The organism is Butyricicoccus sp. AM78-15b2TA (assembly GCF_027665985.1).
In the GTDB taxonomy this organism is placed as follows: domain Bacteria; phylum Bacillota; class Clostridia; order Oscillospirales; family Butyricicoccaceae; genus Agathobaculum; species Agathobaculum butyriciproducens.
This window is the reverse complement of sequence record NZ_JAQEHY010000006.1, coordinates 120,551-145,133: the sequence shown is the minus strand read 5'-3', so window position 1 is coordinate 145,133 and position 24,583 is coordinate 120,551. Positions and strand designations below refer to the sequence as shown.

General features: G+C 48.0%; 28 protein-coding genes and 3 pseudogenes. 11 read left to right on the top strand and 20 right to left on the bottom strand.

Features of this window, described 5'->3' with window-relative positions; all coding sequences use genetic code 11:
* Positions 1 to 31 precede the first annotated feature (31 nt).
* The 10 genes from PGS25_RS07900 to PGS25_RS07855 form a co-directional block, all read right to left on the bottom strand.
* The gene (locus tag PGS25_RS07900) at positions 32 to 841 is read right to left on the bottom strand and encodes a hypothetical protein (RefSeq protein ID WP_227135380.1); all 810 of its coding nucleotides are present in this window, start codon (positions 839 to 841) and stop codon (positions 32 to 34) included.
* Between the two features lie 23 nt (positions 842 to 864).
* The gene (locus tag PGS25_RS07895; RefSeq protein WP_005361068.1) at positions 865 to 1,281 is read right to left on the bottom strand and encodes a DUF3846 domain-containing protein; all 417 of its coding nucleotides are present in this window, start codon (positions 1,279 to 1,281) and stop codon (positions 865 to 867) included.
* Positions 1,278 to 2,108 carry a hypothetical protein gene (locus PGS25_RS07890; protein ID WP_025580367.1) on the bottom strand — a complete coding sequence of 277 codons (831 nt, stop codon included), beginning with the start codon at positions 2,106 to 2,108 and terminating at the stop codon, positions 1,278 to 1,280. Before PGS25_RS07890 ends, PGS25_RS07895 begins: the two co-directional genes overlap by 4 nt.
* 18 nt (positions 2,109 to 2,126) lie before the next feature.
* A complete protein-coding gene (locus tag PGS25_RS07885; RefSeq protein ID WP_330410226.1) occupies positions 2,127 to 4,142 on the bottom strand; it encodes an LPD1 domain-containing protein in 2,016 nt (671 codons plus the stop codon).
* Positions 4,143 to 4,181: 39 nt separating this feature from the next.
* The gene (locus PGS25_RS07880) at positions 4,182 to 5,084 is read right to left on the bottom strand and encodes a hypothetical protein (RefSeq protein WP_117468897.1); all 903 of its coding nucleotides are present in this window, start codon (positions 5,082 to 5,084) and stop codon (positions 4,182 to 4,184) included.
* Between the two features lie 82 nt (positions 5,085 to 5,166).
* On the bottom strand, positions 5,167 to 5,448 hold the full coding sequence (locus tag PGS25_RS07875) for a helix-turn-helix domain-containing protein (RefSeq protein WP_005361060.1): 282 nt from the start codon (positions 5,446 to 5,448) through the stop codon (positions 5,167 to 5,169).
* 32 nt (positions 5,449 to 5,480) lie between these two features.
* On the bottom strand, positions 5,481 to 5,705 hold the full coding sequence (locus PGS25_RS07870; protein ID WP_055156485.1) for a hypothetical protein: 225 nt from the start codon (positions 5,703 to 5,705) through the stop codon (positions 5,481 to 5,483).
* A 13-nt stretch (positions 5,706 to 5,718) separates the two neighbouring features.
* Positions 5,719 to 6,699, bottom strand: coding sequence for a DUF3991 domain-containing protein (locus PGS25_RS07865; protein ID WP_055156483.1), 981 nt, complete (start codon positions 6,697 to 6,699; stop codon positions 5,719 to 5,721).
* Positions 6,700 to 6,776: 77 nt separating this feature from the next.
* Entirely contained in the window at positions 6,777 to 7,649 is an 873-nt protein-coding gene (locus PGS25_RS07860; protein WP_118611984.1) for a DUF6017 domain-containing protein, read from the bottom strand.
* Positions 7,650 to 7,678: 29 nt separating this feature from the next.
* Positions 7,679 to 8,200 (bottom strand): DUF5720 family protein, encoded by a 522-nt coding sequence (locus PGS25_RS07855; protein WP_005361050.1) that lies wholly within the window; start codon positions 8,198 to 8,200, stop codon positions 7,679 to 7,681.
* Positions 8,201 to 8,469: 269 nt separating this feature from the next.
* Between PGS25_RS07855 and PGS25_RS15750 the strand changes: the two are divergent.
* A pseudogene (locus tag PGS25_RS15750) lies at positions 8,470 to 8,736 on the top strand (hypothetical protein); the annotation flags it as partial.
* A 34-nt stretch (positions 8,737 to 8,770) separates the two neighbouring features.
* Complete coding sequence (locus PGS25_RS07850; RefSeq protein ID WP_117490253.1) at positions 8,771 to 9,154, top strand: hypothetical protein; 384 nt, start codon at positions 8,771 to 8,773, stop codon at positions 9,152 to 9,154.
* Between the two features lie 276 nt (positions 9,155 to 9,430).
* On the opposite strand, the gene PGS25_RS07845 is transcribed toward PGS25_RS07850, so the two are convergent.
* Positions 9,431 to 9,913, bottom strand: coding sequence for a GNAT family N-acetyltransferase (locus tag PGS25_RS07845; RefSeq protein ID WP_270418215.1), 483 nt, complete (start codon positions 9,911 to 9,913; stop codon positions 9,431 to 9,433).
* 347 nt (positions 9,914 to 10,260) lie between these two features.
* On the opposite strand from PGS25_RS07845, the gene PGS25_RS07840 reads away from it, so the two are divergent.
* Positions 10,261 to 11,157: a Fic family protein gene (locus PGS25_RS07840; protein ID WP_270418214.1), complete on the top strand. Its 897-nt coding sequence runs from the start codon at positions 10,261 to 10,263 to the stop codon at positions 11,155 to 11,157.
* 739 nt (positions 11,158 to 11,896) lie between these two features.
* Positions 11,897 to 12,922 (top strand): annotated as a pseudogene (locus PGS25_RS15745) (transposase); the annotation flags it as partial.
* Between the two features lie 290 nt (positions 12,923 to 13,212).
* Here the strand turns inward: PGS25_RS15745 and PGS25_RS07825 are convergent.
* From PGS25_RS07825 to PGS25_RS07800, 6 genes are all read right to left on the bottom strand, one after another.
* Positions 13,213 to 13,437, bottom strand: a complete 225-nt coding sequence (locus tag PGS25_RS07825; protein WP_270418213.1) for a helix-turn-helix domain-containing protein — start codon at positions 13,435 to 13,437, stop codon at positions 13,213 to 13,215.
* A 58-nt stretch (positions 13,438 to 13,495) separates the two neighbouring features.
* Complete coding sequence (locus PGS25_RS07820) at positions 13,496 to 13,867, bottom strand: hypothetical protein (RefSeq protein ID WP_270418212.1); 372 nt, start codon at positions 13,865 to 13,867, stop codon at positions 13,496 to 13,498.
* 115 nt (positions 13,868 to 13,982) lie between these two features.
* On the bottom strand, positions 13,983 to 14,366 hold the full coding sequence (locus PGS25_RS07815) for a nucleotidyltransferase substrate binding protein (RefSeq protein WP_117490229.1): 384 nt from the start codon (positions 14,364 to 14,366) through the stop codon (positions 13,983 to 13,985).
* On the bottom strand, positions 14,347 to 14,634 hold the full coding sequence (locus tag PGS25_RS07810; protein ID WP_110435685.1) for a nucleotidyltransferase family protein: 288 nt from the start codon (positions 14,632 to 14,634) through the stop codon (positions 14,347 to 14,349). Before PGS25_RS07810 ends, PGS25_RS07815 begins: the two co-directional genes overlap by 20 nt.
* An 18-nt stretch (positions 14,635 to 14,652) precedes the next feature.
* Positions 14,653 to 15,309 carry a LexA family protein gene (locus PGS25_RS07805; protein ID WP_270418211.1) on the bottom strand — a complete coding sequence of 219 codons (657 nt, stop codon included), beginning with the start codon at positions 15,307 to 15,309 and terminating at the stop codon, positions 14,653 to 14,655.
* A gap of 613 nt (positions 15,310 to 15,922) precedes the next feature.
* Complete coding sequence (locus PGS25_RS07800; protein ID WP_118646736.1) at positions 15,923 to 16,189, bottom strand: helix-turn-helix domain-containing protein; 267 nt, start codon at positions 16,187 to 16,189, stop codon at positions 15,923 to 15,925.
* Between the two features lie 354 nt (positions 16,190 to 16,543).
* Between PGS25_RS07800 and PGS25_RS07795 the strand changes: the two genes are divergently transcribed.
* Positions 16,544 to 17,419 (top strand): hypothetical protein, encoded by an 876-nt coding sequence (locus PGS25_RS07795; protein ID WP_270418210.1) that lies wholly within the window; start codon positions 16,544 to 16,546, stop codon positions 17,417 to 17,419.
* Positions 17,420 to 17,506: 87 nt separating this feature from the next.
* On the opposite strand, the gene PGS25_RS07790 is transcribed toward PGS25_RS07795, so the two are convergent.
* Positions 17,507 to 17,695 (bottom strand): antitoxin, encoded by a 189-nt coding sequence (locus tag PGS25_RS07790; protein ID WP_270418208.1) that lies wholly within the window; start codon positions 17,693 to 17,695, stop codon positions 17,507 to 17,509.
* Between the two features lie 415 nt (positions 17,696 to 18,110).
* Between PGS25_RS07790 and PGS25_RS07785 the strand changes: the two genes are divergently transcribed.
* The 6 genes from PGS25_RS07785 to PGS25_RS07760 all read left to right on the top strand — a co-directional run bounded on the left by PGS25_RS07785 (position 18,111) and on the right by PGS25_RS07760 (position 21,466).
* On the top strand, positions 18,111 to 19,148 hold the full coding sequence (locus PGS25_RS07785) for an ATP-binding protein (protein ID WP_270418206.1): 1,038 nt from the start codon (positions 18,111 to 18,113) through the stop codon (positions 19,146 to 19,148).
* Positions 19,149 to 19,239: 91 nt separating this feature from the next.
* Positions 19,240 to 19,509: a hypothetical protein gene (locus tag PGS25_RS07780; protein ID WP_270418205.1), complete on the top strand. Its 270-nt coding sequence runs from the start codon at positions 19,240 to 19,242 to the stop codon at positions 19,507 to 19,509.
* Between the two features lie 53 nt (positions 19,510 to 19,562).
* The gene (locus tag PGS25_RS07775) at positions 19,563 to 19,910 is read left to right on the top strand and encodes a helix-turn-helix domain-containing protein (RefSeq protein ID WP_110435676.1); all 348 of its coding nucleotides are present in this window, start codon (positions 19,563 to 19,565) and stop codon (positions 19,908 to 19,910) included.
* 70 nt (positions 19,911 to 19,980) lie between these two features.
* Positions 19,981 to 20,499 carry a hypothetical protein gene (locus tag PGS25_RS07770; RefSeq protein ID WP_119190481.1) on the top strand — a complete coding sequence of 173 codons (519 nt, stop codon included), beginning with the start codon at positions 19,981 to 19,983 and terminating at the stop codon, positions 20,497 to 20,499.
* Positions 20,500 to 20,759: 260 nt separating this feature from the next.
* On the top strand, positions 20,760 to 21,227 hold the full coding sequence (locus PGS25_RS07765) for a hypothetical protein (RefSeq protein ID WP_270418203.1): 468 nt from the start codon (positions 20,760 to 20,762) through the stop codon (positions 21,225 to 21,227).
* The gene (locus PGS25_RS07760; RefSeq protein ID WP_119190483.1) at positions 21,227 to 21,466 is read left to right on the top strand and encodes a hypothetical protein; all 240 of its coding nucleotides are present in this window, start codon (positions 21,227 to 21,229) and stop codon (positions 21,464 to 21,466) included. Before PGS25_RS07765 ends, PGS25_RS07760 begins: the two co-directional genes overlap by 1 nt.
* A gap of 259 nt (positions 21,467 to 21,725) precedes the next feature.
* Here the strand turns inward: PGS25_RS07760 and PGS25_RS07755 are convergent, their stop codons facing one another.
* Both PGS25_RS07755 and PGS25_RS07750 read right to left on the bottom strand, forming a co-directional pair.
* A complete protein-coding gene (locus PGS25_RS07755) occupies positions 21,726 to 23,501 on the bottom strand; it encodes a hypothetical protein (protein WP_270418201.1) in 1,776 nt (591 codons plus the stop codon).
* Positions 23,479 to 24,036, bottom strand: a pseudogene (locus tag PGS25_RS07750) (AAA family ATPase); the annotation flags it as partial. The gene PGS25_RS07755 and the pseudogene PGS25_RS07750, both read right to left, overlap by 23 nt.
* Positions 24,037 to 24,583 lie beyond the last annotated feature (547 nt).

The following is a 24,583-nucleotide window of genomic DNA, read 5'->3' as shown; positions in this document are numbered from 1 at the left end:
AAATCGGTATTTATAATATGGAAATAACTTTTTACCGGCTTTCCCCAAGAACCTGCTGTCGGGAAGCGTGTTCAAAGGCTTTTGCTGCCTGATCGACCTGAATTTTAGCATGTTTCAAAAGCGTCTTGATGATCGTAGCCGGGCGTTCCTGTTCCTCCAGATGATCGACCATCCCTTTGCACTCATCCGGGAGGTATGCCGCCATATCTTTCAACACATCGGAAAAGTTACCCATAAAGCCCCAGCAGCTATCCGACAGCTCCCCGTTTTTATAAAGCTCAAACCCATAACATTCGCCACGCAGATAGGAATCATAAGCGGCGACTTCGCTGCGCATCAGTGCGTCCGCTTTCTGCCGGATGGCGCCGGTCATCTTGTCAGCGTCAAATTCCTTTAGGGCATCTTCTTTGGAAACATAGATCCAGCCGACCTGTCCGCTGTCCCATTCTGCATGAGGAGCCCTGCCTGAGAAACTTTCTGTACTCATGGCAAGACCTGAGTGGTCGTAGAGATAGAGGGGGAGCATCAGATACTTTTCCGAAATTACTTTCTGCATTGCTTCATCGATCGCCCGTTCCTCTGTCTTTGGTCCATGCCGGAAACGGCTGCTTACAATGTTTACCATCCGTTCATAGCGTTTCATGCCGGCTTCATCATGTCCTACGGTATCTAAATACATTTCCCGCAGGAAGTCATCTTTGTCCATATGGTTGTGATGGTCGCCCAGCGCATAGCGGGGATGAAAGCATACCATCGTCCCAAAATGTTCATCTACCTCACGGGGAGAGATCAGAATATCGTCCGGCTGCACCATAAGGGCATAAGGTTCATTTACTGCCATTAACATAATTGGCTCCTTTCTTTCTACAAATCCGGGCCGGAATGGTGCATCATCGGTTTTTCCCGGTGCTCATTGGTTGCAGGCTGCTTGACTGCAATGATCTCGCCGGCAAGCCTTGCAAATTTTTCAGGGTACTTGAATTGCTCCCCATATTTCTCCATCAGATCCGGGGAAAGGTCTGTAAAATTTTCCTCGCCAAGACCAACGATCAGAAAATTCCCGGACACAATATCATAGATGTGGCCGTCATCGTCAAAGAGAGCTCGGTTCAAAGGCAGCCCCATCAGCTTGCCTTCTTCATTGCAGATCAGAGCCACCGGGTCCTCATACGGATAGACCGCCTGAATATCTCCGCCCACTGCCGCCTGCAAGGATTTCAGACCACTTTCGATCTCCGCAGCATAAGGGGACTTGCCCGGCTCTACCATTAACACTTTCATAACTGTATATCCTCCTTCTTTTTCATTGCCGTACCGGGAGTGGTTGGCGTTTTTTCCTGAGTTTTTGCCACAGAGAGCTTCCCCAGGACGGAAGGCTTCTCCTGGTTTTCGGGTGTAAAAATACCGCCCTCCGAAACCTCGGCGGCGGCATGTTCCGTTTTGGCCTGTTCCAGTCCTTCAACCGTATAGCCAGGTAAAAGAGTACCGTGAACCATAAAATGGTGCTCATATTCTTTCGGGATCGGCGGGGAAATTTCCGTGAATAAATGGGAATAGGCTTTCTTTCGCCCGTCCAGGTATTTTATGGCTGCGTTCTTATCTGTATATCGTTTCTGGTTTTGTCCGGCAATCTTTGCTCCATATCCCTGCTTCGGGGAATGAATACGGACTTCCCATGTCACATACCAGGCAATCGGAACACTCTGTTTGGTTTCTCTGTCATATTTCGTATCTTCCCAAATACTGCAGGTCATCTGATAGACCCGGTTGCTGATTTTCTGATCCGCCCTCCAGTTATCGGTGTCTTTCCACTGGTTGCCGGTATGTTCGATCTCCGGTGTACGAAGATATTCCAAAGCCCGGTTGATCGTCTGTGTTGCCGCTGCCTGCTGTTCCCACTGTTTTGCAGCAGCCACCACGATTTCATAGGCTTTCTGCTCCCCGTCAATACTTCCCTGGCGCATGGCTTCCAGGCTATCGGTTCCCATTGTGATCAGAGTAGAAATATCCACATTTTCACAAACTACGCTGTGTTCAATTTTAAGCTCTGATCCCGGCGTCAAGTGGTCGCCATACCGGTAGGCATGGTAATCCCTGTTTTCTTCCAAAATGCTGTTCACCTCCTGCTATATTTCCGGCTCATGGTTTTTTCTGAAAATCGTCTGTGCCGGTGATTTTTTATCTGCCGGTCTGTTTGCCGCAAGCTGATCCATCACGGAAGGACGGCCGACGCCGAACATGGATAGCTGACCGTCCGCTGCCTCACGAAGTTCAGAAACAGAGAGAGGAAGCGTTACATCGGCATGGGTCAATAGCTGTTCCCGTTTCAAATCCTGAATGATCTCGTCAAAAACAGCGTTGATCGCACGGCGTTCTTCCCCCACAGGAAAGGCTTTCAATACCTCCATTTCTCCGTCTTTACCGGAAACCAGGGTAAGGGCACAGTCGGCATGGCCTGCCAGATAATCCGATGTGTAGGGCAGTTTGTCCTTGATATAACAGGCAAAGGCTCTGGCTGTCATTTCCACATTGCTGTCCCAATAACCGCCGTCTTTTTCACATTCTTTTCCCATGCGTACCGAATTACGGTAAAAATCAGTTTCCGTCCGTCCAATCTGCGGAGCTTCCTGCGCCTGCATCCTGGAAAGCATACGCTCAAAAATTTCCAGCCGTTCCCGTTCACTTTTGGGAATTACCCGGCCGGTAACATTCTTCTTAAATGCGCTGATCTGTCCCACAGAGCCGGGTTCGCCGGACAAAAATGCTTCCCGCAAGACTGCGTAGGTTTCCATCTGTTCCTCATTGCCATACCGTTTCAGAGAGGCAAGAACCGAGGAATCCAGCCAGCTTGCCGCATTTTTCCGGGTGCGTTCTGTTTGTGCTTCCGTGCGCTTTGCTGCCTGTTCCGGTGTTTCCGGTTTATACTTCATGGTGTCAATGAGTTTTTGGAACGGCGCATAGAGGCGGGGCTGTTCTGACAGCATCCCTTTTGCGCCCATCTTTGTACCAAGATAATCGTCAAGTCCATGCCACCATTCATGTGCCAGCGAACCGGCCCCGTGCATTTTCGTAAGATTGATGACTGTACGCAAAGGTTCATAATGAGCCGCAGCATTGCCGCTGCCTCTTGCACCAAAAGCGATAGCAAGCGTTCCCTGATAAGCAATATCTTTATCGCTGATCTTAAGGGCTGACGCCAGATCCTTTAGTGCTTCAAATCCCATGTTAAGGGAGGTCTGACGGTCGTTCTGGTTCATCCAGTTTCCAAACTCGCCGCCGCGGAATCCAAATGTATCAAGATAATGCTGTCCGGTGATCTCCACGCCATTCCGATAATCCGGGCCGGTACGTTTGACATGGGCGAGCTGGGGAGGGACAAACCGGATCTTCCCATTTTTGTTCCTGCCTTTGGCAAGTTCCTGCACCCATTTCAGGGCAGCTTCTTTGGTCTCAAAATTGGTCCGCAGGATCGAATAGCCTTTTGTCACATAGTAGGTACCGGGTTTCCAGTCCTCATTTTTAGAATAGGTATGTTTCCCGTCGTTGAAGTGGATCGCATAACCTTTCGGTATTTTCTGCTCTTTGGAAACACAAAACTGTTCCTTTTTTGCTTTCTGAGTAAAGTTGCGCTCAAAATATTCAGCCGAGCGGATCAGCATAGTATTGGATAATTTGTTTGTAATCACGGGATTGTCCTGACCCTTTTTCGTTGCCCGGTAATGGATTCCGCTTACCCAGCCCTGTACCTTTTCTAAATATCCATTGTCAACGAAAAAGCGGTCATAGGCTCTCATGGCATCCTCCACAGTACGGACATCTGAAAGCACTGTCTGCAATTCCCGGACTGTTTTTATATACTCCTTTTGCCTCGCAGTCCGTTTTTCCGGGGTGTCATCCGTGCGGTAATACTGAGGAGAGGCGTTTAAGCCGTCCCTTGCTTTTTTGATAAAATAGACCACGCCAAGAGGAATCCCTTCCTCCAGCATGGCTGCATAGTCCGGCTTTTTCCAGACATTATCCTTTTTCACAAATTTTTCGGCTTCGCGCTCATTCATGGCTTCCAGATCATCCGCATACAGCCCGCGGTCTTTCCACAGGTCTTTTTTCGCACCGCCGATCTTTTCGCCGAAATCTTCATGCACTCCTGCCAATCTTCATCACCTCCAGTCAGTGTAAAATTCTTATCGCTCCGGGGCAGGGCGACGTTCTTCGTTTTTGTGAAGTTGTGGGAGGTTTCCTGTGAGCCGGTCAGTTTCCCTGCGGATCAGTTTGTCCAGAGCGCCTAAATCCTCCGGTGCAATGGCAAACTCCCGGTAATTTTCATACCACAGGCCCGTAGAGATTGCCGCGATGGGCGCAATTTTCTCCGAACCGGATGGAAGAAGGCGATACACAGGGGCTTCGTCATAAAGAAGCATCTGCTTTGCCGTTCCCTGTGGTATGCGGTACTTATCCATATCCGGGTTCTGGGCTGCCTCCATATATTGCATATTCAGGCGTTCTTCTAAATCCTGGGGCATATAACGAAATGCCTGATCCATCCACTGTCTGAACATCGTGGAATAGTGGTACTGCCATTCCGTAACTTGATTCGGGGCATAAGAAAACCCCCAACTTTTCAGAGCATCTTTTTCGTAAAGCTCCATTTCAGTCCATTCTTTCAGGCTGACCGTAGCCGCTGAACCATCTTTGCGTTCGATATTGACGCCGCAAGGATAGAGGATATTTCTTTTTATATCCTGCCGCAGCGTGTCTAAATCCATCATCAGGACATCTCCGTACAAGTGACCGCCCTCTCTGCGATCCGTATGAAACAGGAAAGCCCTCGCTCCGATAAACTCCGTTGTTGAGATCATTTGATAAAGATCCGCCGTAGAACAATAAGCAAACAAAGCGTCGGAAAGCCATATGTGATTTTTTCCCATGATGGCAATGGAATCAGCCCCGGTATTTGTCGCCAGAGAACGCATATTAAATTCGCATTCCCTAAGAAAATCTCCGGCAAAAATATGGAGCTCATACGCAAAGACGGATAAGTCTGTATCACGGATCAAATGAATCTGCGGTAGTGGTTCCTGATTCAATCAAATTCCTCCTTTCATGTGAAGCAGCTCTTTGACCTGCTCATTTTCCGCAAACGGCTGGCTATCTGTCTCCGCCATTTAATCAATCCCTCCCATCTGCCGGTAGCTGCCCGCCGGCAATCTTGCCGACAATCTCCGGACCGGTTTCATAAATCTGCATGAGGCGTTTTGCTGTGCCGCAGGGCTGTGCAGCTCCGCTGGTCCAAAGACGCACTGTGGATGGGGCAACATTCATCAAAAGAGCAAAGCCCTTTTCGTTCATGTCCAGCTTTTTCATCAGCGATTTAACCATATCGGGGCCGTAGTCTGGACACCGGGAAGCCTCGGCAATCATCTGCAAAGCGGTATTTTCAATTTTTTTCATTTTCAAATCCTCCTGTTATTTGTTTTCCAGCCTTATGCCGGAGCAAAGCTGATCTGGTTGTGTTTCATCCTTTTGGCAAAATCCGGCAGCGAATAATTTACCCCGTCAATTTCTGCATGGGTGTCATCCAGACGATGACAAACAGCAAAGTGCCTGTCCCCGTTTCCATAGAACAGGCAGAGTAAACCATTGTCGGGAATGGAAAACAGCGCTTTTCCGGCGCTGTCTGTAAAGCAGATATGTTGAGATCCATTCATGTTGAAATCCTCCCTAAATTGAAACAGCCGCCTCTTTTGGGCGGCGTTGGTGCTGGCTGGTTTGCAGTTGTTCCCGAACCAGCAGCAATTTCTCATTGTAATCTTTTCCCATCCGGGGAGGGTTGACACTTACCCGGATATGACGGAAACGTTTATCCTCGTGAAGCATGGTCTTGATTTTCCGGGCATTGACAAATCCGGCAAGGTCGTGGTCCATATAAAGGGTAACACGCCGTATCTCCGGGTGGCGTTCCAGGAAAGAAGTCAGCGCCACATGGGAAGTACCGCCCAAAGACAAGCGATAACCATTCCATTTCCATCCCTCCAGCTCTTGAAGTGTCGCATGGGAAAGCGCATCAATAGGAGCTTCAAAGACTGCCACATGCCGGCTGCCCGGACTTTGCGGGGGATAACAAAAGTTATATCCTTTGTCGCTGCCATAGACATCCTTTTTGAGATTGCCGCTGATACTGCGCATACAAGCAAACTTCGCTTTCCCGGAATCATCTTTCCCAACAAACACACAAACCGGTTCTCCATGATACCGGGCTTCGTAAAAAATCCCGGCTTGTAAACACTGGCGAATGACTTCTGAGCTGATCCCCCGTTTCTGCAAATAGGAGACCGCAGCGGTCGCGCAACGTCTGGCCCAGGGGAGAGCGAATGTTTTCTTTTCCGGCTCTTTTGATACCTGTATTTCTGCCGTACTTCGGTAAGCCGGTTCCTGTGGGATTTCGCCACCTACCAGAGCATGAACCGCATCCACAAGACCATATCCCCGAATCTGGATCAGGTAGTCCAGCGCATTGATACTCCGTCCGCGGCTGTTCCAGTACCAGTACCTTTTCCCGGTCACATATACTAGACTGTCATGCTCCTTATGCCGAAAATTAGGTCCATCCTGTTTCAGCACGCCGGGTTCATGGAATTGCAGGTAAGTAAACAAGTCAGCTTCCCGCGCTGCCTGAATCTGTTCTTTGGTTACGCCGGGCATAGTACCGGCACAGTGTTTCTTTTCATTGTGCTTTGCCTCCTTCCTGTGATGAAATGAAAAAAGACACCCAAAGGTGCCTAACAGCCGTACAGGTCGTGATTGACCTCGGCACGGTAATAGCTGTCCATTGTAGCCGGGGCATTATACAGCGCCGCCAGCAGATACGCTTTGATGTTTCCGACCTTCGTTGTGTTCTTGTCGATACAGTCAAAGACATACTCTAAGTGGCCGGAATTGATCTTCAGGAACCGGCTCTTGACGATCTCCCTCGGAAAATCATCTCCGGCAATGCGAATGTAAGGGCGTTTCGACAAAATCACTTCAAGCATAAGTTCAAGGGCTTCATCCAAACGTTCCTTGCCATACCGTAAGACCAGTAAGTCATATTCAATATTTTCTTTGATGATTTCACGATAGGCTTCTATCAGCTCTATCCGATCCATCCCATCCGTGCGGTTTGCCGCTTCCGGCTCTGCCGGATAGATTGATGGATAAGTTATTGATTTATCTTTTTTTGATTTTTTTGTTTTTAATGGATTAGTATTTAATTGTGCCGGATTTTCCTGTTCAGGTTCCGCCTGTTTAGGTTTTGCCTGTTCTGGTTTTACCTGTCTTGGATTTTCCCGTTTAGGTGAAAGCCCTGTGTTTTCGGTACTTACAGGCTGCTCATGGATCGTATATTCAATGTCTCCCAACTGCCCGTTATCATAGCGGAGGCGCTGTCTGGTGAGATAACCATGCCGCTCCAGTTCCTTCAGGGCAGTAGTGATAGAATCCACACCATCCTTGCAGATATGGGCGAGTCCCTTTGTGGTATAATCCCAATCTTCCGGCAGCGACAACATAAGTGATAAAAGCCCCTTTGCCTTTAAGGACAACTCCGTATTGCGCAGATGGTGATTGCTCATTATCGTAAAGTCCTTTGTTTTCTCTACACGGAATACTGCCATTGTACCGCCTCCTTTCTTCGACTATTCCGTTACAAGGCATGATCCCTGCGGTCATAATGGAGATGACCGTCAGAGACCTTCGCATGGTTTTTCAGTTTCACTTCGCCCCGTTCCTGGCTCTCTAAAAATTTCTGATAGCCGGCATCTGTAAGGAACAAGCGCATCTTATCGCCTTTGTCGCCAACAGGGGAATCGTAAGACAATACATCAAAGACGATCATGTGCTTTACTTCTGGATCAAAGCGTTCAAGTGCCATGATGTCATGCCCCTTCAATTTTTCTGCCCCTGATTGTTGTCTGGCCTCGGCGATCTTTTCTCCAATCGTCCGGGCTGGATAGGGCAGACGGTAATTCTTCTGAATATCTTTTACCAAGTCCATGCACTCTGCATTTGACAGAACACGAAGTTTTGCCATAAGACCTTCTGCCGCCTCCCGCTGTTCGGAATTATTTGAATACCGCACGGTCATATAAAGTTCATTCAGGATCTTTGTCTGATAATCGCCCTCCACTTGAAAGAGCAGCTTTTTTTCCATTTCGTTTAATTCCATGTGGATCTCCTTTCTCTCGAAAATGAGTATGAAAAAAGGGCGTCCACCTATAAAAGTGAAACGCCCACGGCAACCAGCGGTCAGACATAAAGCCGGACCGCTGGCACTATTAAATTTTGTCGTTAATAAAACAGCCTCCTTTTTTCTTTATAGTTTTCGTCAATTTTCAACTTGGAAAAGGAATTGAATAAAAGACGACAAACGCTCAAACCCCTTGAAAATAAAGGCTTTTTCTGTTTGTCGTTATTATACCGTAACGGCATACATTTGCCACCCGTGAGATCGAGCAGGGGATCGATGTTGCAACGGTTGCGGGTCTGCTTGGACACGCGGATGTAACCACGACCACGCACTACTACGTTCACCCGCGCGATGCTTCGATGCGAAAAGCAATGGCGGCTGTCGCACCGGTCGGAGCAGTTACACACGCATGGCAGAATACCCGATTATTTGCACCGAAAAGCGCTGAAGAGAAAGTATCTGAAGCAGCAAGGCGTGTGCATCGCCGTCGCAAGCACATCGCAGAATGTGGATGAGTAAATGCTGCGGAAATATATGAGGAGAATCAATATGAGAGAATATAAATATGTATGTAAAGACTGTAAGGAACACCTCACAAATTCTGAGGATCGATTGTGTGAATGGTGCCGGGACAAGAAAAGGGTTAATTCTGCACAGATTTGCATTATCTGTGGGAAAAGACGTACTCCTGCACGGGATGGTGTGTGTTACAACTGTCGTCCAAAGGTGCCTAAGGAGCCCTATAAACCTGGCGTGCCTTGGAAGGAAGCTCTTGAATGGGTTGAGCTTGAATATGTTATTTTGCAGGCTCGTTATGACGGTTTGTCCTTTCAAGAAATTGCAGAGCTGACAGAATTGTCAGCTGAGGAATGTGCCGATATCGCCGTCAAAACGCTTGATAGACGCCGATTTGGGTATTACTTAAAAATATGAGTAACTCTCGAAAAAGGAATGGAAGACACGCAAAGTGTCTTACAATTCTTCCCCGCATTTGCGGGGTCACCCCAATTTGATGTAAGCGCTTAGATTTGAAAATCGGCAAATTATCCCCGCATAAGCGGGGGGACAGAACAATCCCCAAAGCAAAGGACCATAAACCTTTTGCTTTGGGGATTGCTTCTTGGGGTAAGAAGCGTACGCCTTGCGGAATAGTAGATATTATGTTATGTGATTGCCGTCAAAAAGCAGCGGTTTCGTGCCTCTAACTTCTCAAAACGTCAGCCGCATCTGGTGCCACCGGACATTTCCGTGCGTGGATTTCTCGGACACGCCTTCGTCGACAAAGCCGAATTTCGCGTAGTACGCAATGAGCCGTTCCTTGCAGGTCAGCACCAGTCCCTTGCGGCCCTGCTGTCTGGCATCGGCGATGGCACGGCGGATCAGCTCACCGGCATAGCCGCGTTTGCGGTACTCCGGCAGGGTATTGACACCGAAAATCATCTGCCATGCACCGTTTTCGTTGTGCATACAGGCGTTTTCGTACATTGCATCGGTCAAATCCGGCTCGTCCGTGACAAACCCATCGACAAACGCAATCAGCTTGTCGGCGTCGTACAGCAGCCAGAAGTGATTGCTGTAATACTTAATCCGCTCGACAAATTCCTGCTCGGTTGCCGCTTCTGCCGGCGGAAAGCAGGCGGCAGAAGCGGCGATGGCAGCAATGTCTTTTTCTTCTGCATAGGTGATCTTCATTCTGTATTCCTTCTCAACGGATAGGGAGAATATCCGCTGTATGTTACTTTTCTCTCAGCATACCACGCTTTTGAGCGCGAAACAAGAAAAATCACTATGCTAAATACGCAATATCTTGTGCATAAATCGGAGTGAGAGCGGCATCTGCACGGAGTTTCAGCGACACTTTCACGTAATAGAGCGACATCTTCTCCTTTTTCGGGTAATGAAAAAGCTGTACTCATTTGAGAACGGCTTTTGACCTATGCATCGGCAAAAAACAATCCGACTCATTCTGTACTTCTGTATATTTCTTGCCGATAATATGGTATACTATAAATACAGCTATCCCGCTCGGAGGTGAGCATATGAACTATCTTTCTGTTGCAGAAACAGCGAAAAAGTGGAATATTTCCGAACGAAGTGTGCGAAATTACTGTGCACAGGAACGTATTCCGGGTGCTGTGCTGATCGGCAAAACATGGCACATTCCCGAGAATGCGGAAAAGCCTGCTCGTAGTAACGGCAAAAAAACGCCTGTCAAAACATTGCTTTCCATTCTGCAGGAAGAAAAACGAACCAAGTATGCTGGAGGCATCTATCACAAAACCCAAATCGACCTGACCTACAACTCTAACCACATCGAGGGCAGCTGCCTGACGCACGACCAGACACGTTATATTTTTGAAACCAACACCATCGGTGTAGAAAACGAGGTGCTGAATGTGGACGATGTGATTGAAACCTCGAATCACTTCCGTTGCATTGATCTCATCATAGATCATGCAGCAAGCACGCTAAGCGAGCATTTCATCGAAAAACTGCACCATATTCTGAAAACCGGCACTAGCGATTCCCGTAAGGACTGGTTCGCCGTTGGCGAGTATAAGCGTTTGCCAAATGAGGTCGGTGGTATGCAGACCTCACTTCCGGAAGAAGTTGCCGATAGAATGAAAGCTCTGCTATCTGACTATAATGCCGTTCCTAAAAAGACACTGGACGATATTCTGGATTTTCACGTGCGCTTTGAGCGTATCCACCCATTTCAAGACGGCAACGGCCGCGTTGGACGGCTTATCATGTTCAAGGAATGTCTCAAATACAACATCGTTCCGTTTATCATAGAAGAAAACCTCAAGCTGTTTTATTATCGCGGTCTCAAGGAATGGTATAACGAAAAGGGATATCTTACGGATACCTGCTTAACCGCACAGGATAAGTACAAAGCCTATCTTGACTATTTCCGTATCCCCTACGAAAAGTGAACCAGAGAAGCCGTCCTCATTTGAGAACGGCTTCTACTGTACCGGCTATCTTACATAATATGGCTCATATTTTAGGAAACAGCTTGTACAAATCTCTCCTAAAAGTTGTTCTTATCCCATTGTACCAGATGAGCAGCTTTGCTCACGCCGCCGAAATAATTGAAAGCATGAGAATGACAGTTCAGCCAGTTCTCTGTTTTCATGTCGTCGCAGGCTTCTGCATAGATATCGTGAATTCAAAAGGTTGTCGCTGCGTTCCAGCGAGGTGGCGCTATTTCTCCGGCAAGATGTCGCTGAAAGTCCGTGCAGGCGCCGCTGTATGGGCGGTTTATGCATCTTGCTGCTATTGCAGGCCATTTAGTCGGATTTTACAATTTCAATCGGTCAAATTTCAGAATATCATTCAGTCAAATTTGAAAAGTCTAATCCGTCAGATTTTATAAGAATCAATCATACCACATCTTCTAAAAAGTTGGAGAATGAGGGTTGATTTTCAGACTGAGAGTATATATAATAGTTGCAGCATCAAAAAACGATTTATAGTTTTTGTACGGGGCGGCGTTGCGACGGCGTCCTAGTTTTTTATAATAAAAAGGTACCTAATGATGGATCAGAAGCGACTTGAATATCTCCGTCAGGTGGAGAGGCATGCAGATGAAACCGGCTGGGTTGCTCCGCTGACCCAAGAAGATAAGGATCATTTTGCTTATTTGAGAAAGGTTTTCAAACGCTATAATATTACGTTTCGGCAGTCAATCCTTTGCTTATCAAAGAGTACGGCAATAATTCTCTCCGCAAGGTCAAGACCGATAAGGCAGATGCGATAAAGATTGCCAAATATGCTCTTGACAATTGGAGCGAATTGCGTGATTATACTCCTATGGATACGATTCGATACGATTTGAAAACTATGAACCGTCAGTTTCAGCTGGCCATTAAGCAGAAAACCGCTACTGCAAACAACCTCATCGCACTTCAGGAACAGTCTTTTCCCGGTATCCGCAAGCTGTTTGACAGCCCTGTGCGCGGTGACGGCACGCAGAAATGGGTTGATTTGACCCATGACTTCTGGCATGTTGATTGCGTTCGCAGCGGCAGTCTGAACGCTTTTACTGAGCGTTACCGCAAATGGTGCAAACGAAACCGTTACCAGTTCAGCACAGAGAAAGCTGCCGAGGTATATGCTCTGGCAAAGTCCGCTGTTGTACTGGTGCAGAAAACCTCTGTCACGAAAACGCTCGTTCAGGCCGCTGCTGACCAGCTCACAGCGATCTCGCGCAGCGTAGAAACTTACCGCAGCGAGATGAACAAGCTGGCATCTCAGCTGCCCGAATACTCTGTCGTCATGGAAATGTACGGTGTTGGCGAATCCCTTGGACCGCAGCTTATGGCGGAAATCGGTGATGTGCGCCGCTTTGAGCGTAAACAGTCGCTTGTTGCTTTTGCAGGTATTGACCCCGCGCCGAGCGAATCAGGCAATTACTGCTCCCGTAGCAATAGGACCACCAAGCGTGGCTCTCCATATCTGCGCAGAACGCTGTTCAACATTATGAAAGTACATCTGCAACGTGCTCCGGCAGACGAACCAGTGTTCCAGTTCATGGACAAGAAGCGTGCCGAGGGCAAGCCGTACTATGTTTACATGATAGCTGCGGGCAATAAGTTTCTGCGCCGTTATTATGGCAAGGTGATGGCATACTTCTCTTCGCTGGAGGATCTGCCGCCTGTAGATATGGAATCCACAGGTCTGCATCTCACGAAATAACCAACTGTAATCTAGATCGTCAGGTCGGCACATTCGCGGCGGCCTTTTAGGGTTGCGCTTTTTTCTGCCTGCTGCCTGCGATATTTTCTTTTGTCAAGTCCGCTTGAGGGCTTAACAGATACGTATTTGTCATCTTTCTGCATCTGCTTCAAATGATAGTAGAAAGTTGCACGGGGCAGTTGAGCGATTGAGAGAAGAATATCCAGAGAATGTCTTTGCCTCAGCTTTTGAACTACCTGCACTTTCTGCGCTGGCGTCGCTCGTCTTCCAAAACCAAGGCTTGCAAGTTTTTAGGTAATCGTTCTCCGCACGCAGTCGCTGCCGCGCCGTTCGACCGTCAAGCCTTCTGGCCCTTCTTCCAGATAGATTCGTTCCCATGATTTGATCTGATCTCTGCTGTTTACCTCAAGTCTACGGCAGGTTTCGCTGTAACTCAACCTTTCTTCCATCATGGTTTCCACGACCAGCTTCTTAAATTCTGGCGTGTATCGTTTGTTTGGTTTTCCTCTTGACATAATAAATCACCCCATCTGTTAGATAGTATATCATACTGTCTAACAAATGGGGTGCAGTTCATTTCTTCAGCCGGCTCTCCAAACATTCCGTCCTTGTGGCGAAGTACGCCTGTATGTCCGCCGGACGAATATCGCTCAACCGCGCCGCCCCGAAATAGGGGATCAGATGACCCTCGACCAGACTGACATAGGTCAGCTCATAGGTGTTGACGTCAACGAACGGCTGCTTGTAGGTGGAGGGCACAAAGGCTTCACCGGTACGAGCCGACACCTCGGAGGCTACGCGGTACTCCTCGGCTTTCTTCTTCGCATCGGACAGACTCACCGTGCTGTAAAAGGACTTGCGCAGCGGCTTGCCGTGAATGTCGCGCCCGAGTGTCAGCTTGTACTCGTAGCGGTTGTCCTTGCGGGTTGGCTTTTTTCTTAGCAAAAAAATAACCCCTTTCTTACAGTAAAAAATGGTAAAATAGAGGTACTGATGGATGTGGAAGTTTATCAGTACCTCATGTCCCGCTCTGGTGTTGGTAGCACCGGGGCTGGATTTTTTATTTCTCCCACCGCGCGGCGAGCTTTTGCAACTCGGGCAGATAGGCGTTCTGGATTTTTGCTGCGATAACAGCGGCAGTATGGTCATCGTAGATATGCGAAGTCTGGTTGCGGGCATTCAGCATATCCAGCCAGACGCTTTCATCGTCGATCAGCTCGGCGGCGTACGCCTCACGCAGCACTTGCTTTGGGAATTGCAGGGTATTCTGCATGCCAGCGTCGAGCATATATTCCTTGAGTGCCTTCCAGCCCAGCTCAAAGGTAAATTCAAACCGCTGGATCATGCCGTCGCGGACGGTGTCGTTTCGGATGTTCCGATAGTCCGTTACCGCCTCCGCCAGTCGATGTGCAGCATTTACAAAGTTATCGCGTTTGGTTTTCATACAGTATCACTCCATCTCGGTCAATTTCAGCAAGCAGCTCGGGCGAGGTGTAGTCGTCGACAAACACAACGTCGTATTTCAGCAGGGTCGGCAGATCGTCCATGCCGCACCAGAACCGCGTCTGCTGCTCCTCCGGCATACCGAACACAGCAAGGTCAATATCACTGCGCGGACGGTTATCGCCGCGTGCGCGGGAGCCGAACAGGACGAGTTTGCGTGCACCGCAGTCCTTCGCAAGCTGTGCAAGAGCAGGTTTCAGGTCATTCATGCGGGATAGCTCCTTTTCTTAATATTCCCGTATCAGCACCTGCGGGATGCCGATGATATGGCAGCTTTCGAGGTCTACGCCTTCAATGCGGCGGGGCGGGTACGCGGGATTGAGCGGCACAAGCTTGAGCCAGTCTTCGCCGTCCACATAGTTGATGCGTTTGATGGTCATTTCGTCATCGCCGTAGCTGATCACGCCGATCTCGCCGGAGTGGTTCATGGTGGACTGACGCAGTACCAGCACGATGTCGCCGTTCTGGAACGCCGGATACATACTGTCGCCGCGCACGCGCATAGCACAGAAGTCCTCGGCTTTCCGGCCTTTGAGGTAGGCGCGCGGCACTTCGATCTTCTCGCCGGCCGCGCTCTCGTCGATGGATACGCCGTCGTAGTGCGCCGCTACGCTGGTGATGACCGGAAATGTCACTGTGTCCTCGGTGATGGTGGGGGAGGGGAGAGTTAGTGCGGTGGGTTCGTCCCAGCCCATCAATACAGCAGGAGTAACGCCGAGAATGTCAGCCAGTTTGGCAATGCGTTCATGCCGTAACGATTTAATATTTCCACTTTCCCAACGCTGCACAGTAGCTTCGGTTACGCCGATTTTTTCGGCAATCTGTGCGAGTGTAAGTCCTAATTCTTTGCGCTTTGCTTTCAAGACAGATGATATATTTCCCATAATGAGTACCTCCCTCTTATGATAAGTTAACTATATCACAGGCAAATACGTTGCGCAAGCAAAAATTGCGTTTCGCGTAAAAACTTTCGCATAACGTATTGACAAGACGGCAAGAGTGGTGTATCGCAAACTTACGCAAAATGAAAAATTGGAGGTGAACGACATGGCTCATATTGATGTGCCGAAGGTGCGAGGTAGGATGGCATACTTCGCTGCATTGGAAGATCTGCCGCCTGTAGATATGGATTCCACAGGCTTGCATCACACGAAATAAACAGCTGTAATCAGGCTCTGCAGGTCGGCGCATTCGCGGCGGCCTTTTGGTGTTGTGCTTTTCTCCGCCCGCTGCCTGCGATATTTTCTTTTGTCAAGTCCGCTTGAGGGCTTGACTTTTTATTTGCAGGCTTAACAGATGCATATTTGTCTTCTCTCTGCATCTGCTTCAAATGATAGTAGAAAGTTGCACGGGGCAGTTGAGCGATTGAGAGCAGTATACTGAGTGCGTGTTTTTGCCTTAGCTTTTGAACTATCAGCGTTTTTTGTGCTGGCGTCGCTCGTCTTCCAAAACCAAGGCTTGCAAATTTTTTAGGTAGTCTACCTCCGCACGCAGCCGCTAAACCTCTGCCAGCAGATCTTCCGTTACCTCCTTCGGCAGCCGCTTTGGCGGACGGCCCTTACTGCTGCGGCCGCGCCGTTCAACGGCAAAGCCTTCCGGCCCTTCCTCCAGGTAGATTTGCTCCCATGATTTGATTCGATCTCTGCTGCTTACCTCAAATCTACGGCAGGTTTCGCTGTAACTCAATTTCTCTTCCTGCATGGTTTCAATCACCAGTTTTTTGAATTCCGGCGTATATCGTTTGTTTGGTACTCCTTTTGGCATAGCAAAACACCCCACTTGTTAGATAGTATATCATACTGTCTAACAAATGGGGTGCAGTTCAGCATTGCGGTGCTGCAGTCTTCTCTTTTTTACTGTTCTGAGATAATGTTTTATTTGTAAGGTTAATTTCCATAGTCCCGTTTGTAAGGTTAAATTCCACACCCAACAGAAATTTACTTTTACAAATAACTGAAGAAGAAATGTGTTTGTATGATGCTTGACAAAGTGCTTGTTGAGGTTTATTATACCATGTATAAATGTAATTAAAATCGTTTCGAATTATAAAGGCACAAAACTCGGATGAGAAAATACTGGTGTAAATTAAAGAAAATAAGGCAAAAGCAGGGATAATCTATGAAAATCAGATTATACAACAGCAAGAATGATATTGTGCAGGTGCTTGCACTGGAGAATGGTGTGCTGATCCGATACGATGGAAATCGTGAAATATGGTGTCCGAATGCGGATTGCTATTTGGACGATGACTATAATCTGGTGGTGGTAAGCGGTCCCAACGGTATTTCTATGCAGATAACCGGTGAGTTTCTGGACTGGGATTGCAAGATGTATGTACCGGCATGCAAGGCTGCGCTGGAACTGCTTTTTAACAGTCGCATTCCAGAGGTACAGGAGCAGGCCTGCCGAGCATCTGATAGTATTGCTGATTCCAAGACTGGTTACGACGTACAGCTGAACCGTGTAATCGAATATCGTGACTGCCGAGGCGTTGTTGACTATGATGAAGAGACGAAAACCTTTATCGGTATCCTGATGGATGCAGAATGCAGTATTTACTTTGCGGGGCATACTGCACAGGAAACGGTAGCAGACTTTCATAAAGCAGTGGATTACTATCTGGGTATCCGGGCATCGTTGATTGATCTACCGGAGAAAAGTGAGCAGAATAAACTGGACTATATTAAGGGGTTCCGGTGTGGCATGAGACTGGGCTCTATCGGTACGATACAGGAGTATCTGAAAAACATCGGCTGTACAGATATTCCGAAAGGTATTCGGAAATTGCGCAAACAAACGAATAAAATCAATCGTAAATACTGTCGGGATAAACTGGAACGCGAAGGTCTTTGGATGAGGCTTACAAAGGATAAGAAAAATACGCCTGCAGCCAGCGCAACGGAATCATTGACAGGTATTCTGAAAGATAATCCGGATTTTGATAAAGCGAAGTTGGAAGATTTGCGTGAAAGGTATGGCCCTATTGATGGGTGAATGCGATTATGATAGGAGAGATAATTATATAGAGAATATAGCTGAATAGATAAATAACGAGCCAATGCGATAGCATCAGCTCGTTATTTAAGTATCCGATTTGGCTAAATCTTCATTGATTATGCGATTGATATAAGCATTTATCGATTCGTTTAACGATGTTGCACGTTCCTGTATCTGAGCTTTTTTCCCTCTGGGAACACGAAGCGGAATACGGTCGATTTTCTCTTGCTCATATTTTTTACAAGCGCGTTTACGAGCTTCTGAAGTGGGCATATAGAACCTCCTTATAAAGAGTATGATATCATATAAAAATATCGACAGTGAAATGCAATATCTGTTGAATTTTTACCTTTAGGTATGATGCCATGTATGGTATAATATTTAAGAAGACAAAAACAGCAGCTGACAAGGGCGGCAACCCTTGTCAGCCTGCGCAGGTGACACCCCACCTACACAACGGATAAAATCCGCACCGCAATAACAGTATACCTTTTTTTGCTTAAGACCGCAATATAGGTTGCACAAGTTTTCAAGAAGTGATATATTCTGTTCCTTGGTGTGTAATTTTTGCGAGTGTGTAGGCTTAAAACCTGCATACTTTTTTGCTTTTCTATCACTTTTCAGGATTTTTATAAATCCTAAAAACCGAAAAACCGCGAATGCAAAATTACACAATGGGAGGAAAACTATGGAAAATGCTTTTAAGCCTCGATGCTGCGGTATATGGAGCGTGCTAAGCAAGGAACAACTCAACTTCGCAAATATTATCAACGAGTTTATTGATAATGCTCGGGCAGCGGCTGCAACAAGGATTACTGTACATCTGGTGCAGACGGATACTGATGAATTTTCACTGGAAGTCACAGACGATGGATACGGAATGGCCAGGGAGGATTTTGATCAGATTTTCAGTGTTGGGGCTCTGCAAGGCGCGTTGGCCTATAAGAGATGTGGAATGGGCCTGAAGGTTGCTTTAGCTAACGCTGATCCGGAAAATCTTTCGTGGGAAATCCGCACCAAAACCACCAATGGTGAGTGCTCGTACATTGGTGCACCATATGCAGAGCAGATGGCGTTTGAATCGCTCAGTCCTAAAGAAATGAAAAGACTGAGAAGATCGGGAACGATTATTTCGTCGATGCTCTCGCGCAGCGTTTTTGAGCGCGGATTGGAAGGCACGGAGAGTGATGAAGAACGGATTGCGATGCTGGTTGAGATACTGCGGGTGACGTATGCACCGTTGCTTCCGAAGGAACAGCAGGAAGAGGAGGACAGCCATCTCAGTATTCAGTTGCTATGGACTCCGCTGCTTGGCCAGAAACAGATCATTGATTTGATGGCGCTTTCACCGATTTGGGCACAGCAAAACGTGGGCTATGACCGTGCAAATATCGTAAAGCATGATAGCGAAGTGTATGCACAGTATACTTTTGGAAAGATTAACCCGATGCCGGAAAACTGGCGATTTTATCGCGGCGATCGCAAGTCTGCAGGCCTGATGGTATACTTACACGGCCGATTAGTCCAGTATGGTATCTTTTCGGAAATCTGGAATTGTGAAAATCCGCGTCAAAATGATTTTTTGTTTGTGGTGAATTTGGATGGCGTTGTCACTAAACTTCCGCTTTGTAATGGGGGTAAGACGCAGTTGAAAATAGAAGACACCACAGTGCATGATTTTCTTCGCTGGGTACAGCAGACCTGTCCAGAGCCGCTCAAGGGATAAAGCGTGGTCAACTGGCTGACGCAAAACAGATGAATTAAACGTATAGCGATATACAGGAGAATATAGCGTAGCGCTTATGATGTATGAATATATGGAATTCGCAGATCAAACCTTAGTTACGCATTCGCGGGTATTGGGAGAAGGCAACAGCGAGACGGTGCAGGTCCATTTTGAGCGACCGAAAATGGGTGGTTTTGATTCCGCACGGTGTGAACTGCCGTCTTATCGATGGTTGATGTGCGATGGCTTTACAGAGCAGGAAACCGCATATTTCACGGAATTTCTACATCATAATGCACACTTACTGTTTCGCTATGCACGAGTTGGAGGGATTTTAAGTTCCTTCGAACAGAAGAAATAAAAGGCCAAGCATTTCTGTGTATTACTGATGAACAATAGAAACGAGGATTAAAAATGATTGATAAGCGAATTGGACAGCGTTTTAAGCAGTGCAGGGAAAAACTTGGCCTGACACAAGAGGAGTTTGCAAAGAAGATGGGTGTGACCATCAATTATATCTCTACGATTGAACGCGGCATGACGTTTCCGCGGTGCGAAAAGCTGGTTCAACTACTGAATGCGCTTGGAGTTCCGGCGGATGCTGTGTTCTGCGATGTCTTGACGAGTTCGCCGGATTATCAGACTTCAGTGCTTTCAAAAAAGCTGGAAAATCTTCCTGTTGCATCACAACAGCGTATCCTGCAGGTCGTTGAACTGATGATTCAGCAGGAGCAGGATGCATTTTCGGAGTCGCAGCTTTAAGAAATCGCAATGAAATTTGCAAATCCTTTTGCGTTAAAATCGAATATTAACGACAAGAGGAGTAGTTATTATGAAAGAAAATGCATTGGACATATTCGTGGAAGACCCATTGAAGGAATTGTCTGAAGAAGTTATACAAAAGATGCCTCAATTTGATACTTTTGATGAATTTGCAGAGCGTATGTTGCCTATAACCAGATTTAATGCTAAACATCGTACACTTCTGAAAGCCGTTTTTTCATTTCTGGATCATGGTGTTTACTGCATGACGACGAATATGTTATTTTATGCAATCACTGGATCCAATGAGCGGAAAGCAACTGATGTACAGCGGAAAGCAATTTACGATCTTATGTCTGATATGAAGAGTGATATTGTGTGCGTGGGAATATCATGTAAGGATCAAATGATAGCTTCGGTTGGAACGGCACTTATTGCAGAGGTAGCTATAATATGTGAGAAAAAGGGAATCGCAGAGTACAGAATTCAGGAGAACGCACTATATCAGTATTATCAAAAAGCTGTTATCCATAAGGAGAACGGGATTGCGAAGCATATTGTTCAGGAATGCGTGTGCTGGGACTATTAAGAATTAAGAATCTACTGATTATCGATTTTTTATAACTCGGAGGCGATAGGTTCGTTTTGAAGGTGCATTTTTGACGCTTGATACAGAACTTTTTAGCAGCGAATGCCGTGCAGCAGGAAAGAAGTCACCATGCAAACCAATAACTGTACCCTGGCGAAATAAAAACGATGATGCAAAGAGCCTGTGAAATTTTTTCTGTAAAATAACCTAAGCAAGGTCCTTCTATGATAAAATAAATATCATTAGGAGGGCCTTTTATTATGGCAAAAGAAGATGTATTGGTAACCACTCAGGAACCACATTGGCAGACAGAGTGGGATACTGAATATATTCAAGATGAGGAAAAGGAGAAGTTTTCGCTTAAAACATGCGATGGGGAACTGGTTGGATTCGTTGCATATGAGATTCGTGCTAAATATGTTGTAGTCAGAATTGTATATATGGAAAGTCATCCGGAAAGCAATCCTACGTTAGTCAGCCATAAAAAGTATGATGGAATTGGAAAGGCGTTAATTGCGGCAGGTATTGCACTTTCTGTAAACAACGGTTGTTATGGTTGCGTTACTCTTGAAGCAAAAACGACAGAGTTAGCAATGCATTATTACAATGCATATCATGCAATCCCGTTAACGTCGGTTGGTGGACCTCAACGTTTCATGTTTGATGGCGATGTGTCGTTAGCTATTATCTCTGATTATTTGACCGATTCTGGAAAGGAGAATTTATAATGGCAGCAATCAATTATAAAGGCGAACCCGTTCGTTCGGACGCGAAATGGTATTTTGATCGATGCAGCGGTGAAGCAGATATTTTTGACGGCATCTTTTTTGAGATGTGTAAAAGGTTCAATGTTCGCTGGAGTGCAGCAACTCCGAAAGAAAAACTCTTTATTGAAGGGATTACTCGATTTGAGTATGAAAAGGATTATGCTAAGCGAATGGGATTGCCTACAGATTTTATTATATAATGTTTTATTTGTAAGGTTAATTTCCATAGTCCTGTTTGTAAGGTTAAATTCCACACCCAACAGGAATTTACTTTTGCAAATAACTGTGTTCTCTATAATAGAAACTTTTCATTGACAATTTACACGAAAATGCTATAATTTATAGCGATTAGGTTACAGATGCTTGTGGGGCCTGTAACCGGAGGAGTCTCTGCGGAGGCTCCTTTTTTATGTCGGCTGCAGGGAGAAATGATAACTTTTACAATATACTTGCACATGCTCACCCGGACAGCTCCCGAATCTCCTCCTGAATGAGTTTTCCGGCAGCGGTGGCAAGCTGGTCCATCCGCTGGATACGGACCAGATCCTGTCCATAGATCGTCCGTGCGTCGGGGGCGCTGGCGTTCTCGCCCATAAAGACGGCAGCGACCCGGACGCCCTGCTGCCGCAAAGCACGAACCTCCTCGGCGGTGTCCTGCACGCCTGCTTCGCCATCGTAGCTGCGGCTGAGCGGCACCTTGCCGGTGGGGAGAATTTTGCGGCTGTCATCCGGGCTGGCATCGGTCAGCAGGATCAGCAGATGCCGATCTGCCGGAGCGGTATCCAGCAGCTTTCCGGCCATGCGCAGCGCCAGTCCGTCCCGATTCCAGCCGGCGGCAAAGTAATTGAAAATTTTTCTTTCCGCGTTTTTCTCGCTGAAATCCTTGAGAATCCGCACGACCGTATAACCGCGCAGACTGCAGAAGCTGCTGACGCGGACCGGAATTCCGCAGGTAGCCAGACTGCGGGCCAGAATGTAGCCTTGCGCTGCGATAGTCTCCTGACAGTGCAGGCGCGAGGCCGAACCGTCCAGCAGCAGATCCACCGTAAAGCCGGGATTGTTTTCCTCCTCGCTGCGGAGAAATACCTTTCCGTCCTTCAGTACCGGAAGCCGCCAGATGCGCTGACTATCGACATGTCCCTGTCGGGCGGAAACGGCATCCGGCTGCTGCTGCACCTGCATGCAGTTGCGGATGTGCTCGGTCAGCCGCAGAATGGAGCTTTGATACAGGTCATTGTTTTTGAGGAAATCTGCACGGTTCCGTTCGGCCTGCTCGGCCGCCTGATCGAAAAGGTGCTGCACATCGGCACGCATGGTTTTGCCTTGCACCGTTTCACCGCGGGTAAACCAGAGGTGACAGCCGAGATGGTTTCCGGTGCAGAGCCGCTGTTCAATCAGCGCCAGCTCCCGCGGGGGATACAGACTGCGGCCGAAACAGCCTTCCACATAATCCCGGTCCTCGTTTTCGCGGTCGCCGGATTCCAGCTGCGCGCGAAGCGCATTGGACGCCCGCACCATGCCGTTTTCTCCGGCCGCCGCAGAGCGGTCGATGGCCAGATCGTCGGTGCGGACCATTTCGGTCGTGAACAGCTTGGTCAGCAGCGGCACCCATCGCTCCCCGAAATGGAGGGTGAACGGCTTTTTTGCATGGGCAGTACCGTCAAAGCGCAGATATTTCCGGAAGGCTGTCCGTACTGCCTCTGTCAGTTCCTCACCGCTCAGCGTGCCGGGGCAGGCAAGCGCCGCCGACAGACCTTTTTCCCAAGGCGCCAGCACAGGCGGCTTTTGTCCGAGCACAGCTTTCCAGCGGGCGGACTGAAGCGCGTATACCAGCTGGTTTTTCGCCATCCATTCCTGTCGGGAAAGCTGGTATTCCGAGGCAAAAAAGGCAGCCGCATGCGCCTGCCGCAGTCCCGCCAGCGCGGGGCGCTCCGGCAGCTCTTTTTCGTAGACGGCATTTTCCAATGCCAGCCATGCCAGATCGTCATACATGGCCTGATGAGCGTCACCCGCCCACGAGGCAAACAGCTTTTTTGGCAGATCTTCTCCGAACCACTTGTGCACCAGACCGATCACGCAGTTCATGTAAAGATCGGGCTGACCGTCCGAACGCATCGCCAGAAACTGCGGTTCAAACCGATAATCTCCGCAGGCGGTCCAGATCTGATTGATAGCCCGCCGCTGACGGGCACTGTAAGCAGAAGTTCCCATATCAGTCGGTAAACAGGCGGGCACGGTCCAGTTTGGCCGGAATGCGGGCGGCGATGATGTCTCGGATCAAACCCTGTTCATAGCTGTCGAACGCCTTGTTTGTGATGCCCATATCGAGCGCGGTTCCGGCACTGAGTCCCTTTTGGATCAGCCGCAGCGCATCCAGCATGCCGCGGAGATCGAGTGCCCTGGAGGAAATCTCGGCATTCTCGCACTTTTTCTGCAGATCCAGAAACAGCTGTACAAATTGTTCGCGATATTTCTTTTCCAGGGTGGGAAATTCCTCGGTCAGCAGCCGTTCCAGATTGTCGCCGTCAATGGCGGGCACCTGAATGACAGCGAAACGGCTGGTCAGCGCCTCATTCAGCTCACGGGTACCGGCGTAGCCGTAGTTCATGGTGCCGATGAACCGCGCGGCCGGATCGACGTCCAATCGGTCATAGCCCGGCACGTCAATCGAACGGCGGAAATCCAGTGTGGCGTGCAGCACCGCCAGCGCTTCGTTTTTCGCCATGTTGATCTCGTCCAGAACACCGAAGCCGCAGTAGCGTGCGTAGCGAACACGCGCCTTTTCTGCTTTCATCATAGCATGCGGACTGGCGAAAATCAACAGCGGGGAAGGGGGAGTTGCCATTAAAAAACGGGAGAAACCGCAGTTTCTCCCGTTGGGTATTTGCATACCGTTTTTTTGCCTGGCAACAAAATTTGCAATGATATCGCTGTCAGCGGTGTCCATCATAGAGCCGGATTTCAATACCTTTTTCAGCAGTGCAATAACGCGATCTTTGTCTGAAATCTCTGCAAAGCGTACGCAGGCTGTTTCGGGCAAAATCGGCCTTGCCTGCGGACGGGTTTTGCATGTCGGTTTTATATATGTAATTTTGTGCGATATGTACGCGGCGTTAGGCAGGCTGTACGAAATACCTCCGGTGGGATTTAGCTATCCTGCCAAATTAAAAAAATAAATAAAAAATCCGTTGACTTTTCATTCGGTTTCGGTTATATTAACATCACAAAGGGAACGAGCACGAGCTCGTAAAACAAAGAGCACGAGCTCGATAGAATGCGATCACGGGCTTCTGAAACCGGCGGCATGATTTGCTGAG